The organism is Neotabrizicola shimadae, from assembly GCF_019623905.1.
Lineage (GTDB): Bacteria > Pseudomonadota > Alphaproteobacteria > Rhodobacterales > Rhodobacteraceae > Neotabrizicola > Neotabrizicola shimadae.
On sequence record NZ_CP069370.1, the window covers coordinates 1,432,110 to 1,444,836 of the forward strand.

The following is a 12,727-nucleotide window of genomic DNA, read 5'->3' on the forward strand; positions in this document are numbered from 1 at the left end:
CCGTGCGATCCGCAGAGGATTGCCGCGACGCCCCCTTCCGTGACTGAATGGCGTGAAGTCGCCGCGAATGCCATATATATTCGCTCCCGCGGCAGACCCGTCGTACAAGCGGGCAACAAGGGCAGGCTGCGGCGCAGTAAGGTGCGCGGGCGGAAAGGCAAAGGGCATGTGGCGAATCATCAAGGCACTTATCGTACTGGCGTTGTTGGGAATCGCCGGGCTGTCCGCCTATGCCTACTTGGCCGACATGCGCCCCGAGCAGTCGGAGATCAAGGTGCCGGTGACCTTGAATGCGGTCGAGTGACCAGAAGGCCGCCCGTGCCCGGCGGAGCCGCAGACGTGCGCAGCTGACCATTTGTACGGCATTTTCGATCCTTGCGGGTGCAGCAGGGCTTCGGGCCGAGGCCCCGCTGTCAGCCATCGACTGGCTTTCTGAATCGGTGTCGACACCGGCCTCTGCCCCGGCGGCGACACCCGCCGTGCCGGACGAGGCGCCGGTCACGCAAGACGCTTTGCCGGAGGACGTGACGACGAGCGTTCTTGGAGCGCCCTCGCCGGACGCCCTTGGCGTTCTTTCGCCAAAGGTCACCGGGCTTCCGGCTGCGCTTTGGGGTGACGCCAGTGTGGCGGAGATACGCGAGGCCATCGCACGGACACGCACTGATTCTCTGCCCGCGTTGCAGGGCCTGTTGATGACGCTGCTTCTGGCGGAATCGGACCCGCCGTCGGATGCCGGAAACGAGGGCACTCTGCTTCTTGCGCGCATCGACAAGCTTTTGGCCATGGGGGCTCTGGAACAGGCGCAGGCCCTGATGGACATGGTCGAGGAGCCCGATCCAGCCCTGTTCCGGCGCAGCTTCGACGTTGACCTGCTGACCGGCAACGAGGATCGGGGATGCGAGACGATGACGGCAACGCCTTCGCTTGCCCCTACGCTTCCCGCCCGTATCTTCTGCCTGGCCCGGGCGGGCGACTGGAACGCGGCGGCGCTGACGCTTGAAACCGCGCGTGCTCTTGGCCAGGTGACGGAGGACGAGGACGCGCTTCTGGCCCGGTTCCTGGACCCCGAACTGGCGGAAAACCTGGACCAGTTGCCGCCGCCGCCGCGCATGACCCCGCTGGATTGGCGCATGTACGAGGCCATCGGCGAGACCTTCCCGACCACCACCCTGCCCCTCGCCTTTGCCCATGCAGAACTGCGTGATCCCGCGGGCTGGAAGGCGCAGTTGGATGCCGCCGAAAGGCTGGCAAGGTCGGGTGTCATTGACCCGAACCTCTTGGCGGGCCTGTATTCGGCCAACAAGGCGGCAGCTTCGGGTGGCGTCTGGGACAGGGTGCAGGCGTTCCAGAGGCTGGATGAGGCGCTGAACGCTGGCGATGCATCGGCCGTTGCGCGGGCCTTGCCGATTGCCTGGTCTGCCATGGCGGCGGCAGAGCTGGAGGTGGTTCTGGCAGATCTGGTGGCCAACCGTGTTTCCGACATTCCGCTTGAGGGCGACGCCGCAAATATTGCCTTGCGGCTGGAGCTTCTGGCACCGGACTATTCGCAACTGGTCAAGGACAAGGTCGCCAAGACGCCGCGCGAGGACTTCCTTTTGGGACTCGCCACCGGCGATGTCGCGGACCGACAGGCTCCCGACAGCATGGCGCGCATGATCGTGCCGGCCTTCGGGAGCCCGACCCTGTCTTTGGATACCCTTTCGCTTGTCGCGGAGGGGCGCACGGGCGAGTTGATCCTACTTGCCATCGACCGGATCACCACAGGAGTGGAGTCCGACCCCTCGGGCGTCACCGAGGGCCTGGCGATCCTTCAGCGACTGGGCATGACGGACACGGCGCGGCGTACGGCGTTGCAGCTGATGCTTCTGGAACGGCGAGGTTGAGTCCGGTGACACATAGGGAGCACTGGATATCGGCATTCCTTGAATCTCTGGCAGCCGAGCGGGACGCTGCCCGAAACACGCGGTTGGCCTATGGGCGAGACCTGCGGGACTTCGCCGATTGGCTTTCGCGGCAGGGCATGGACTTCGGCACGACCGACCGTAAGGGTGTGGAGGAATATCTGGTCTTTTGCGATGGGCAGGGGCTGTCGCGGGCAACCCGGGCGCGGCGGCTTTCGGCGATCCGCCAGTTCTTCCGCTTCGTTCATGAGGAAGGCTGGCGCGAAGACGATCCGTCCCTGCGCATCGCCGGCCCCACACCAAAGAAGCGTTTGCCCGGAACATTGGCAAAGGAAGAGGTGACGCGCCTGATCGCGGCGTCCGCGGAACAGGGGCGGACTGCGGATGAACGGCTGCGCAACGTCGCACTGATGGAATTGGTCTATGCGACCGGGTTGCGCGTGTCGGAACTGGTGGAGTTGCCCCTTTCGGCGGTGAAGGGCGATCCGCGGATGATCCTCGTGCGCGGCAAGGGCAACAAGGAGCGCATGGTGCCGTTGTCGGGCCCGGCGCGGGCGGCCCTTGCGCCGTGGTTGGCCTTGCGCGAGACCGAGGACGAGACTGCTCGCAAGGCGGGTCGGCAAGCCAGCCGCTGGTTGTTTCCGGGGCCCGGTAAGGCAGGGCATCTGACGCGGCAGCACTTCCATCTCTTATTGAAGGATATCGCCGTGCGGGCCGGCGTGTCGCCGTCCAAGGTCACACCACATGCCCTGCGCCATGCCTTCGCCACGCATCTTCTGGCAGGTGGGGCTGACCTTCGCACCATCCAGACCCTTCTGGGCCATGCAGACGTGGCGACGACCGAAATCTACACTCATGTGCTGGATGAGCACCTCAAGTCGTTGGTGCTTGACCACCATCCCTTGGCCCGCAAGGCGGGATCGGAGCCGGCATGAACGCTGAAGCACTCGACATCGCCTTCTGGATCACCGCGGGTGTGATCGTTCTGCTTCTGTGCCTTTCGGCGTTCTTCTCGGGCTCGGAAACGGCACTGACGGCCGCGTCGAAATCCAAGCTGAAGGCGCAGGCGGACCGAGGGTCGCGGGGCGCTGGAGTTGCAATGAAGGTCACGGACGACAGCGAAAGGATGATCGGCGCGCTGCTTCTGGGCAACAACGTCGTCAACATCCTGTCCGCCTCGCTCGCCACGGCCTTGCTGACGCGAGCGTTTGGCCAAAGCGGGGTTGCCCTGGCCACTCTGGTGATGACGGTGCTTGTGCTGATCTTTGGCGAGGTGCTGCCCAAGACGATTGCCATCACCTACCCCGAGGCCGTTGCCACGCGTGTCGCTCCGATTGTCCGTGTGCTGATTGCGGTGTTCTCCCCCCTGGTGACGCTTGTCCGTCTGTTGGTGCGCGGGCTGATCCGGCTGTTTGGCATCCGCGAAAACCCGGATGGTCGCATGCTGGCGCTGCGCGAGGAAATTGTGGGGGCGATCGCGCTTGGCCACAGCGAGGGCGCGTTCGAGAAGGAGGGGCGCGACCGCCTTCTTGGCGCGTTGGATCTGGCCGAACGCACTGTAGACGAGATCATGCGCCATCGCCGTCAGATCGAAATGATCGACGCCGACCAGACGCCCGAACGCATCCTAGACCAGGTTCTGAACTCGCCCCATACGCGCCTTCCGGTGTTCCGGGGCAGTGACGACGACATCCTGGGCGTCGTCCACGCGAAGGACCTGTTGCGCGAGGTGGATCGGCTTGTGCGCGGTCATGAGGGGTCCGTGGCGTCCATTTCCGACCTGGACATCCTGAAGGTGGCAATGAAGCCCTATTTCATTCCCGACACCACCACGCTGGACGAACAGATGCGCGAGTTTCTCAAGCGCCGCACGCACTTTGCCCTGGTGGTGGACGAATACGGGGCGCTGCAGGGGCTGATTACCCTTGAGGACATCCTTGAAGAGATCGTCGGCGAGATCCGGGACGAATATGACCTGCACGAAAGTGTGCGGAGCCTGAAGCCGGAACCGGACGGGAGCTGGCTGGTGGAAGGGTCAGCCACGATCCGAGACCTGAACCGGGCGATGGAGTGGAGCCTGCCCGATGACGAGGCCAATACCATTGCAGGCCTTGTCATCCACGAGGCCCAGGTGATCCCCCTTGCCGGCCAGGCTTTCAGCTTTCACGGCTTTCGATTTGAAATCGTTGAGAGGCGCGAAAACCGGATCACCAAGTTGAAACTGCGCCCGATCTGAGCGTCAGATGATGTCGATCAAGGCATCGAGATTTGAAGTGCTCGTCAGACCCACCAGAAGAATCTGGTTGGAGGGATCGAAATCGAACAGAACGCCTCGTGCCGTCACCTCGGCGAAAGTTGAAACCAGAGACTGGGCCGAATGCCCTGCCCCCCAGATTACATCGTCCAGTCGGAGCCGATCAAGCGTGGGAGAGAAGTCGCTGACCTCGTCAATTCCCATATCCGGTCCGAATACAAACGTGTCTCGACCGGGGCCGCCAACAAGGCGGTCATTTCCGCGCCCGCCCAGCAATACATCATTGCCACCAGAACCCAACAGCGTGTCGTTGCCGCCCTGACCCGAAATCGTGTTTGCACCCGAATTCCCGATCAGCCGGTTTGCCAGGTCAGTTCCTGTCGCATCAATCGCCGCAACCCCGAGAAGCCGGGCGTTCTGGATGCCCGAAACGAGATCGATATCCACCGAAGACAGCAGCATCTGGGCGCCAACGATATCGAGCTTTGCGTTTCCAGAGGTCAGGTCAAGCGTCACGGAAAAAGCTTGCGCTCCTACGGTTCCGGTCACGGCGACAGCCGAGGAGATTGCCGATGAGGACACCGCAATCGCATAGCCACCGGCTTCGGCTGTAGACGTCCCTTGGCCAGCGGCGTTCAGACTGACGCCGGAACGCCCTTCGCCGATAGAATAGAACCCGTCCTTGTCCCTGTCGGCATAAGCGACGCCCGTCACGAAACTTGCTGAGCCCGATGTCCCGAAAAGCTCGGTCACCATGGAAGCGTTGAAGGTGGTGCTACCGGACGTGAATTGACCGAGTTCCTGCGACACACCGATCTCTCGGTAGCTCGAATTGAGCATGTTCAAACGGTGGCCGGAACTCTTGAAAAGATCGTAGTGCTGCTGCTCTATGTAGGCAGCGGCATCTACGGTGCCCGTTGTTCCGCGATAGGAGATGTTTTCACCCAGGATCGACCATTTGTAGCCAGCCGTCGTGGCACGGGTTCCTGGCGTGCTGCCGCCGGAACCGGTATGACTGAAAGTATCCGTCTGCAGCATCCACAGGCTGTGGCTCGTGGCGGCCTGATCCAATAGCGCATTGGGTGCCAGAACCTGTTTGGCTGACGCCGAGATTGTTCCCGGACTAAGCCCGCTGTTAAGGTCAATCCCAAGCCGGGCGGCTTCTCCCGCAGGATCGAGCCTCGCACGATTGATCAGTTCCAGAAGATACTGCTCGGTGGCTGACAGTGCCATGCTGCCTCTCCATCTTGTTTTGGCAGCATTGTAGTTGGAAACAATGCCGCACGACAGGCAGCATTGTTTCAATGGGCGGAAAGCGGCCCGAACTGCGCTAACGCGACTTGAACAGAGACCCAAGGATGCCGCGGACTACGGCCTGACCTGTCTTGGTGCCCAGCTGACGAGCGAAGGATTTTGCGAAGGCCTCGCCCACCGAGTCGCTGCGACTCGAGCCCGATCGCTTGGGGGCGGGATGGTTTGACCCGCCATCGTAGCGGCGCGCATTGCGATAATCACGCTCCGGCGAGGCATCGGTCGTCTGGGGAACTGTGCGCGCAGCTTCTTCGGCTGCCTTGGCTTCACGGGCCTTGAGCATTTCCCAGGCGCTTTCGCGATCCACGGACTGATCGTACTTGCCGGCCAAAGGTGAGCCGGCGATGATGCCAGCCCGCGAGGCATCCTCGATGGGGCCCAGGCGAGACGAAGGGGGCCGCACAAGGGTGCGCTCGGCAATACCGGGTGCTCCCTTCGCTTCCAGGAAGGAAGTGACCGCTTCCCCGGTTCCGACATCGCGGATTGCCTCGTCGATCTTGAAGCGCGGGTTGGGCCGGTATGTCTCGGCGGCCTTTGCCAGGTCTTTCTGATCCTTCGCGGTGAAGGCACGCAAGGCATGCTGAACCCTGTTGCCAAGCTGGCCAAGGATCGCATCGGGAACATCGGCCGGATTCTGGCTGATGAAATAGACCCCGACCCCCTTGGACCGAATGAGCCGGGCCACCTGTTCGACCTTGGCAACCAATGCCTTCGGCGCGTCGCGGAACAGCAGATGCGCCTCGTCGAAAAAGAAGACGAGCTTCGGTCGGTCCGGATCGCCGACTTCCGGCAGCGTTTCGAACAGTTCCGACAGAAGCCAAAGCAGAAAGGTTGCATAGAGCCTGGGCGAGTTCATCAGGCGGTCGGCCGCGAGGATGTTGATGCGCCCTGCCCCGCTGCCATCCACCAACATCAGGTCGGAAAGGTCGAGCGCCGGTTCGCCGAACAGGCTAGCGCCCCCCTCGTTCTCCAGAACAAGAAGCCGCCGCTGGATGGCCCCGACCGACGTGCTGGACACCAAGCCGTAGCGCGCAGAGACTTCCGATGCATGCTCGCCCAGAAACGTCAGCAGGGCCTGAAGGTCCTTCAGGTCCAGCAGCGCCAAGCCCTCGTCATCGGCAAGGCGGAAGGCCACGTTCAACACGCCCTCCTGCGCCTCGGTCAGATCAAGAAGACGCGACAGGAGCAGCGGCCCCATCTCGGCCACTGTCGCCCGAACCGGGTGCCCCTTTTGCCCGAAGACGTCCCAGAAGGTCACGGGGAATGGACGGTAACTCAGTTCCAGACCCATGAGAGCGGCCCGCTTGGCAAAGCCTTCATGTGTCTTTGCGGCTTCGGATCCGGCCTCGGCAAGACCGGCAAGATCACCCTTCACATCAGCCAGAAACACAGGAACCCCTGCGGCAGAGAATCCCTCGGCCAGAACCTGAAGCGTGACCGTCTTTCCTGTGCCCGTGGCGCCGGCGATCAAGCCATGCCGGTTGCCGAAGCGAAGCAGAAGCGATTGTGGGCTGCCATATCCTTCGCCGCCACCACCAACAAAGATACTTTCCGCCGCGTCCATCCGGCCCCCTTGATGCTGCCGCCGCCCGGCCTGCCCCGGCGCTCGTCTTGACAATACAGCGTTAACCCCGACGTGCCAGTCTGATCCTTGCCGGGCGCATGTGTGCTGTCCGCCCGGTGTGACTTCCTCCCTGTCGAACTGGCCGCGCCCTTGAAAAGGCGCGGCTTTTTTGTGGCGTTTCCCTTCGTATAGGTGTGCTGAAAATCAGTTGACGCCTATGTAAAACCACCGTAGCGTCCCGGTCCATGAAGTCGGCCAGTCCGACAGGGAGCAAAAAATACACAAGAGAAGGGCCGGTCTTCCGGCCCTTCTTGATTTGTGGCACTGCGCTCCGATCAACTTCCTGCGAAAGCGACTGACTTCCCTGGTCCATCGTGCTAAGCGCGGCCCAACGCGCAGGATCAACGCACGAGATCGACATGAAACTAACGAGAACGGTATTCGCCCTTGTTGCTGCGGCGGGCCTTGCCGCCTTCGGCCCGGCCCTGGCACAAGAAACGGCACCGGCCGAACAGTCCGGCGCGGTTCAGGGCGACGCCCCCACCACCAACGGCCTGTCGCTTGGTGCTCCGGTGGACGGCGGGGAGCCCAAGGTTGGCGATACCTACACGGCGGCGCGCTTCGACCTTTGGGAACAGCGCTGCGTGAAGACGCCGAACAACGCCGACCCGTGCCAGTTGTACCAGCTTCTCAAGGACGCGAGCGGCAATGCCGTGGCCGAAGCCTCGCTGTTCCCCCTGCCCGCCGGCGGCGAGGCAGCGGCCGGCGCCACGTTTGTCACGCCGCTTGAAACCCTGTTGACGGCACAGTTGGGTCTCACCATCGACGCCGCACAGCCGAAACGCTACCCGTTCAGCTTCTGCTCGCAAATCGGCTGTGTGAGCCGCGTCGGCTTCACGGCCGCAGAGGTCGAAGCCATGAAGAAGGGCAACCAGGCCGTGGTAACGATCGTGCCGGTCGTGGCTCCCGACCAGACCGTATCCATTGAGGTCTCGCTCAAGGGCTTCACCGACGGTTTCGCGGCAGTAGTGAAAGCGAATGAGGCTGCGCAAGCCAGTGCCCAGGCACAGCAGGCGCCCGCTTCGGAAGCACAACCGGCTGCGCCGTCCTTTGGCGGGTCGGGCAACTGAGACTGCGGGGGCGGCGAAAACCGCCGCCCCTAGCTCCGCCGCAGCGCAAGCACCGCGTTCATTCCGCCGAACGCAAATGCGTTTGAAAGACAGGCGGTGACATTGGCCTCGCGCGCATGGTTCGGCACGACGTCCAGCGGGCAGTCCGGGTCCGGCTCCTGAAATCCTGCCGTCGGTGCAAGGATACCCTCGCGCAGGGCCATCAGGCAGGCAAGCAGTTCGACCGCCCCCGTGCCGCCGATAAGGTGGCCATGCATCGACTTGGTGGATGAGACCGGGATCCGCATCGCTTCCGGTCCGAACACTTCCACGATTGCAGAACATTCTGTCCGGTCGTTCGCGGTCGTGCCGGTGCCGTGCGCGTTGATGTAGCCGATGTCATGCGGGTCAATCGCCGCATCCTGCAGTGCGGCCCGCATGGCCCGGGCCGCCCCTTCCTGAGAGGGCGAGACAAGGTCGCCTGCATCCATCGACAGGCCGCAGCCGGCCACCTCGGCAAGGATCGTCGCGCCCCGGGACATGGCATGTTCCATGTCTTCGAACACAAAGACGGCGGCCCCCTCCCCCTGCACCATCCCGCTCCGGTTCTTCGAGAAAGGACGGCAAGCATCCGAGGACATGACACGCAGACCTTCCCAGGCCTTGATGCCGCCAAAGCATAGCATGGCCTCGCTGCCGCCGGTCAGGATCACCGGGGCGGCGCCGGACCTTACCATCTGGAAGGCAAGAGCCATTGCGTGGTTGGAACTTGCGCAGGCCGAAGAGACCGAAAACCCCGGCCCGGCCAGACCGAACTCCATCGAGACGTGCGCAGCCGCAGCATTGTGCATCAGGCGCGGCACCAAGAGAGGATGGACGCGGTTCTTGCCCTCCTCGTAGACCGACCTGTAGCTTTCGTCCGATGTCGTCATGCCCCCGCCGGCCGTGCCAAGGATGACTCCCGCGCCGGCTTTCAGTTTTGGCGACAGGTCCAGCCCCGACTGCAACAGAGCCTGGCGCGCTGAGACTACGGCAAACTGCGAAAATCGGTCCATGGCGGACAAGCGCGCCCGGTCGAAATGCGCTTCGGGTTGCCAATCCTTGATCTGGGCACCGATGCGGACGGACAGCCTGTCGAAATCCCTCAGGTCCAGCAGACCGATGGCAGTGCGACCCTCCTTGAAGGCGCTGTAAGTGCCCGGGACATCCTGGGCCAGCGGGTTGACCGTCCCCGCGCCGGTGATCGCGACGCGCCTCATCCGGTCTTCAACGCGACCAGTTTTTCCACGGCTCCGATCACGGAGGCCACGGAAGAAATGTCGAACTCGCTGCTCGATGGATCATTGGCGTTAAAGGGCACTGTGATGTCGAAAGTCTCTTCAATCGCGAAAATGGCCTCGACCAGACCAAGGCTGTCGATGCCAAGGCTTTGCAGCGTCGACTCCGGGGTCACGTCGGCCACATCCAGCACTGCTTGGTGCGCGATGATGCGGATCACCTCTTGCCCGATTGTCTCTGACATTGTGCTCGTCCCCATTGCCGGCCTTCCTTACGTTTCGCCTGAAAGCCTGGAAACAACCCGTTCAAGCTCGGCCAGACGTGTCGCTGTGCGAGGCAGCCGCCGCAGCGCCTTCTGAAGCTCGATATGGGTCTCCATGCGGACGGCGGGATATCCAAGAAGCACCCGGCCAGCCGGAGCGTTGGTAAAGATCTTGGTGGCGCCCCCGGCCAGCACGTCATCGCCCACGAAGATGTTGTCGTTGACGCCACACTGTCCGGCCAGAACCACCCGGTTGCCGATCCGGGCCGAGCCTGCAATGCCGACTTGCCCGCACAACAGGCAATCCCTGCCCACCCGGACATTGTGCCCAATGTGAACGAGGTTATCCAGCTTCGTGCCCGAACCGATCTCGGTATCGCGGATCGTGCCCCGGTCGATGCAAACATTCGCACCGATCTCGACATTGTCGCCGATGGACACGGCGCCCAAGGAATGAATCCGCACCCAGGACTGTTCTGCCTTGTCGTGATCTTCCTTGAGCGTCTCGCGGATCTGTTCCACAGCCGACTTCTCGGGCGTCACGAAGGAAAAGCCATCGGACCCGATCACCGCGCCCGGCTGGCAAATGAAGCGGTCGCCTATGGTCACGCGCGCACCGATACGGACGCCATCGAGGATCAGAGCCGAAGCTCCGATACGCGCCCCCGGCCCGACGGAAACATGGGCGCCGATGCGGGCGTCGGGTCCGATCTGGGCGCCTGCGCCGATTGTGACGAAGGGGCCGATCGCCGCGCCTTCGCCGATCTGCGCGGTGGGATCGATGACCGTCAGGGCGTGGATACCTGGCGCGATGCCGGGGCCTTCATCCATCATCCGAGACAGGCCGGCCATCGCCAGCCGACCGCGCGGCGCAAAGACCGCAGCCTCCAGCCCCAGGCCGCGCCAGTCGGCACCCGGCCAAAGCAGGGCGGCCCGCGCTTTTCCGACCGAAAGGCCAGCGGCGTACTTCGGGTCCATCGCCAGTGCCAGATCATCCGGACCTGCCGCAGCCGGCTCGGACGCGCGCATAACCCTCAGATCCAGATTGCCTTCGGCAGCGGTCCCAAGCGCCGCAGCAATCTCGCCGATGCTGTGCCCGTTCTGCTCGGTCATCCTGCCGTCTCCCGCCTTCGCTGCCACGTCCGACAGTGTAGCGGACTTAACCCGAGGCGCCGGCCGGTTCCAGCCCTGCGGCCATCAGTGCATCCCAGATTCGTTGGTCGCGACCATACACGTCATTCCGATAGGTCATGCGTCCCTTCGGCGTGGGCCAGGCGGTGAAGTAGACCAGATGCACGGGAATATGCGTGTCGAACTTCACCACCGTCTCCCGCCCGGTGTTCAGGCTTTCCTCGAAGCTGCCCTGCGGATCGTCGGTCTGGGGGGCGAGAAGGGTGTAGGCAAAGTCGAAGGGCTCGCCCAGGCGGATGCAACCGTGGCTGAAGGCACGCACCTGCTTTTCAAACAGGGATTTGGAAGGCGTGTCGTGCAGGTAGATGTTGTAAGGGTTCGGAAACATGAACTTTACTTTGCCAAGCGCGTTGCCGTCAGAGGGGGGCTGGCGTAGGCCAAAGGGAAAGCTGCGGGCAGAATAGGCGGCAAAGTTCACGCTTCCACGCGGGATCACCCGACCGCGACTGTCCACCACCTGCAGATGACCGACGGCGTTCGGGTTACGTTGCAGAAGCGGCAGGTACTCTTTCACGGTGATGGACCGCGGCACACCCCACGAGGGGTTCACCACCATGTACTCCATCTCGTCAGAGAACTCGGGGCTGCGCTGGTCGGCCGAATCCTTGCCGATCACGGCGCGTGTCTGAAACGTGACCTTGCCATGATCCACGATGCGGGCGGTGAAATCCGGTTGATTCACCCAGATATGCCGGTCGCCGCGCGGTGCATCGCCCATCCAGCGCAGTCTTTCCAGCGCAACCGTCACCGACTGAAGGCGGGATTCGGGGCTTTCATTGATCTCGGCCAGAGTATCCGCATCGGCCTTTCCGGTCGCCGGAAGCCCGTGATCGATCTGGAACTGCGACACAGCGGCAGCGATGTCACGATCATAGATAGCGGTTGCGGTCCGTCCCAGGTAACCCATCGCGCCCAGGCGGTCGCGCAGGGCCACAACCGCCGCACCCCTGTCGCCCTGCCCCAGTCCGCCGGACAAGACCGCGGCGCCCCAACCGTCAGCGCCAACGACCTGTTGCAGTTCGAACCGCGCCGCCATGAGGCGCGCATACTCTGGCGCATCGGGGGGAAGGTCCCGCAGATAGGCGGCAAAGTCGGGGCTTTCGACGGCAGCAAGGTTCACCGCCGGATCCACGACCGTGACCTCGCGCAGGATGCCGCCATCGACCTTCTTCGGCACCAGCGCGCCGCTTTGCAGGTCATGCGCGAAGGCCAGGTAGGCCCGCGTCATCGCCACTTCCAGCCGCCCGCGGTCTCCTTCGGTCTGTGCGCTTGCAAAGAGCGCGGCCAAGGTTGCGGCGTCATAGCGCGAGACGGGAAGTCCATGGTCGGCCGCCGTGGCAAAGGCCGAAAGTACAAGCGACCGGCGCTCGGCATCTTGCGGTCCGGTCCACAGGGTCCGGTAGTCCCGCGCGGCATAGAAGGCGGACACGGTCTCGTCCTCCGCCGCGGCCGCAGCCACTGACTGCACGAAGGGCGAGGGCATGTCCTGTGCCCGACCAGCCTCTGCCGAAAGGACCACTGCAAGAACGGCCGCTGCGATCGCGTTGTACGGAAGGCTGCGTCGCTGACGGGGCGGCATGGAAACCTCGTGGCTGGAAATCTTGAACCTTTGGCAGGATTTAACAGATTTTGCCGAGTGTCCACTGCCGCCCGTCTGTGATGCGGCGAATTTGTCGCAAATCGGCAACGAAAACATCGGCAGGGATCGCCCATGTCTGCACGGCCGTTCAGCAAGTTTTTGCCGATTCCGGGACAGAGTGGTGAAACCGGCGAAACGAGCCTTCATCGACCGTGCGATCCATGCCATACAAATGGCGCACTTGGGGAAGTGACAATCGAACCGCCGGTCAAGGCGGT

12 protein-coding genes are annotated in these 12,727 nt (G+C 63.2%); 6 read left to right on the forward strand and 6 right to left on the reverse strand.

The features are described from left to right. Window positions 1-166 precede the first annotated feature (166 nt). Genes JO391_RS06940 through JO391_RS06955 form a run of 4 tightly spaced genes read left to right on the forward strand, consistent with a single transcriptional unit; the run spans window position 167 to window position 4,137 of the window. On the forward strand, window positions 167-304 hold the full coding sequence (locus JO391_RS06940) for a hypothetical protein (protein ID WP_220663653.1): 138 nt from the start codon (window positions 167-169) through the stop codon (window positions 302-304). After that, on the forward strand, window positions 291-1,883 hold the full coding sequence (locus tag JO391_RS06945) for a hypothetical protein (protein ID WP_259444840.1): 1,593 nt from the start codon (window positions 291-293) through the stop codon (window positions 1,881-1,883). Before JO391_RS06940 ends, JO391_RS06945 begins: the two co-directional genes overlap by 14 nt. A 5-nt stretch (window positions 1,884-1,888) precedes the next feature. Then, on the forward strand, window positions 1,889-2,836 hold the full coding sequence (locus tag JO391_RS06950; protein WP_375155690.1) for a site-specific tyrosine recombinase XerD: 948 nt from the start codon (window positions 1,889-1,891) through the stop codon (window positions 2,834-2,836). After that, window positions 2,833-4,137: an HlyC/CorC family transporter gene (locus JO391_RS06955; protein WP_220663657.1), complete on the forward strand. Its 1,305-nt coding sequence runs from the start codon at window positions 2,833-2,835 to the stop codon at window positions 4,135-4,137. Before JO391_RS06950 ends, JO391_RS06955 begins: the two co-directional genes overlap by 4 nt. A gap of 3 nt (window positions 4,138-4,140) precedes the next feature. Here JO391_RS06955 and JO391_RS06960 read toward each other — a convergent pair whose 3' ends face one another. Together JO391_RS06960 and JO391_RS06965 are read right to left on the reverse strand one after the other, a co-directional pair. Next, a complete protein-coding gene (locus tag JO391_RS06960; RefSeq protein WP_220663659.1) occupies window positions 4,141-5,388 on the reverse strand; it encodes a CAP domain-containing protein in 1,248 nt (415 codons plus the stop codon). Between the two features lie 97 nt (window positions 5,389-5,485). Then, window positions 5,486-7,030: a helicase HerA-like domain-containing protein gene (locus JO391_RS06965; RefSeq protein WP_220663661.1), complete on the reverse strand. Its 1,545-nt coding sequence runs from the start codon at window positions 7,028-7,030 to the stop codon at window positions 5,486-5,488. 419 nt (window positions 7,031-7,449) lie between these two features. Between JO391_RS06965 and JO391_RS06970 the strand changes: the two genes are divergently transcribed. Beyond that, window positions 7,450-8,160: an invasion associated locus B family protein gene (locus JO391_RS06970; RefSeq protein ID WP_220663663.1), complete on the forward strand. Its 711-nt coding sequence runs from the start codon at window positions 7,450-7,452 to the stop codon at window positions 8,158-8,160. Window positions 8,161-8,189: 29 nt separating this feature from the next. Here JO391_RS06970 and JO391_RS06975 read toward each other — a convergent pair whose 3' ends face one another. The 4 genes from JO391_RS06975 to JO391_RS06990 are packed head-to-tail and all read right to left on the reverse strand — an operon-like array spanning window position 8,190 to window position 12,449. After that, window positions 8,190-9,398, reverse strand: coding sequence for a beta-ketoacyl-[acyl-carrier-protein] synthase family protein (locus JO391_RS06975; protein WP_220663665.1), 1,209 nt, complete (start codon window positions 9,396-9,398; stop codon window positions 8,190-8,192). Further along, entirely contained in the window at window positions 9,395-9,661 is a 267-nt protein-coding gene (locus tag JO391_RS06980) for an acyl carrier protein (RefSeq protein ID WP_220663666.1), read from the reverse strand. Before JO391_RS06980 ends, JO391_RS06975 begins: the two co-directional genes overlap by 4 nt. A gap of 27 nt (window positions 9,662-9,688) precedes the next feature. Then, a complete protein-coding gene (locus tag JO391_RS06985) occupies window positions 9,689-10,792 on the reverse strand; it encodes a UDP-3-O-(3-hydroxymyristoyl)glucosamine N-acyltransferase (protein WP_220663668.1) in 1,104 nt (367 codons plus the stop codon). Window positions 10,793-10,838: 46 nt separating this feature from the next. Then, window positions 10,839-12,449 carry a L,D-transpeptidase family protein gene (locus JO391_RS06990; protein ID WP_220663670.1) on the reverse strand — a complete coding sequence of 537 codons (1,611 nt, stop codon included), beginning with the start codon at window positions 12,447-12,449 and terminating at the stop codon, window positions 10,839-10,841. Here JO391_RS06990 and JO391_RS06995 point away from each other — a divergent pair. Continuing rightward, complete coding sequence (locus JO391_RS06995; protein ID WP_220663672.1) at window positions 12,448-12,702, forward strand: hypothetical protein; 255 nt, start codon at window positions 12,448-12,450, stop codon at window positions 12,700-12,702. The genes JO391_RS06990 and JO391_RS06995 overlap by 2 nt on opposite strands. Window positions 12,703-12,727: the final 25 nt, after the last annotated feature.